We start from the raw sequence: 1,239 nt of genomic DNA on the forward strand, positions 1-1,239 counted from the left end.
GTGCCAAGGCACATTCTTTTTTATCAGATGCTATAAAAAACCAGAAAATATACCGCCATCAGGACTGCTAGAAATCCCGCATTTGCAATCGTGAACCAGCGGAAGTAGATTCCTTTTTTCTTTGGGCAGGAGCGGACGATATATTTGTAAGAAATAAGACTCGCCATGGATGCGATCAGGGTGCCGAGACCGCCGAGGTTAGTTCCGATCAGAAGGGAAACTCCTTTTTCGGTAAATCCGGATAACAGGATGGCGGCCGGAACGTTGCTGATTACCTGGCTGGCCAGAACGGAGACTATCACTTCGTGTCCCGTGATCATACTGGAAAGCAGGGAGCTTACCGCAGGAATGTGTTTCAGATTCCCGATGAAGATGAAGAATCCGATAAAAGTCAGGATGAGAGAGTAATCTACCTGACAGAAGATCTTCGGGTCTGCCAGACAGCCAATCGCCAGAATGCAGATAAACAGGATTGGAAGCGGCAGAAGACCGGCTACGGTGCAAAGGCACAGGAAAAACATTCCCAGACAGCAGAAAAGGCAGCGTTTAGGAAAGGTCTCATCGGAGGTTGTATCTCTACCGGCAGTATCTAGTGAGATAGTCTCCCTTGGTGTAAACATTGTGACGAGCAGCAGCAAAACCAATGAAAGCAGCGAAAATGGACCGATGCTCCGGATAAATGTATCAAGTGAAAGCTCAAAGTGGGAATACAGATACAGATTCTGGGGATTCCCCACCGGAGTTGTCATGCTGCCGAGATTGGCTGCCAGTGTCTGGCAGACGACAACCGGAACGATCCGGTCTTTGCGGTTTACCATCCGCAGCAGTTCCAGAGCAAATGGAACGAAGGTAATTAAGGCCACATCGTTGGTGATCAGCATGCTGGAAAAGAAACACAGAAGAATCAGAAGCTGTTCCAGCTGCCTGAGTGAATGGATTCGAAGCAGCAGTAATTCCCCGAGCTGTCGAAAGAAACCGATGTTTTGGAGGCCTGTGGTTGCTGTCATCAGGCCAAAGAGCAGGATCAGTGTGTGCAGATCCAGATATCCCAGGTATCCGGCAGACGGTGGTATGATAAACATGGAAAGGACAGCCAGAGCCAGGGCGATGGTTAAAACAGTATCCTTTTTGAGAAAAGAACTTACTTTTTGTATCATGATAAAATACTCCCTTGAAAAAGAAAAAAGTGTAACTGTGACCAGTAACGAAAATAGCGGAAACCCTCATGAAAATGAAAGG

1 protein-coding gene is annotated in these 1,239 nt (G+C 47.3%); it reads right to left on the minus strand.

Translation table 11 applies throughout. The annotated features are described in order from the left end of the window. Positions 1-23: 23 nt before the first annotated feature. Positions 24-1,157 (minus strand): SLC13 family permease, encoded by a 1,134-nt coding sequence (locus tag QVO97_RS00235; RefSeq protein WP_022358447.1) that lies wholly within the window; start codon positions 1,155-1,157, stop codon positions 24-26. Between the last annotated feature and the right edge of the window lie 82 nt (positions 1,158-1,239).

Source organism: Clostridium sp. CAG:43, from assembly GCF_000434655.1.
GTDB classification, from domain to species: Bacteria; Bacillota; Clostridia; order Lachnospirales; family Lachnospiraceae; genus Otoolea; species Otoolea fessa.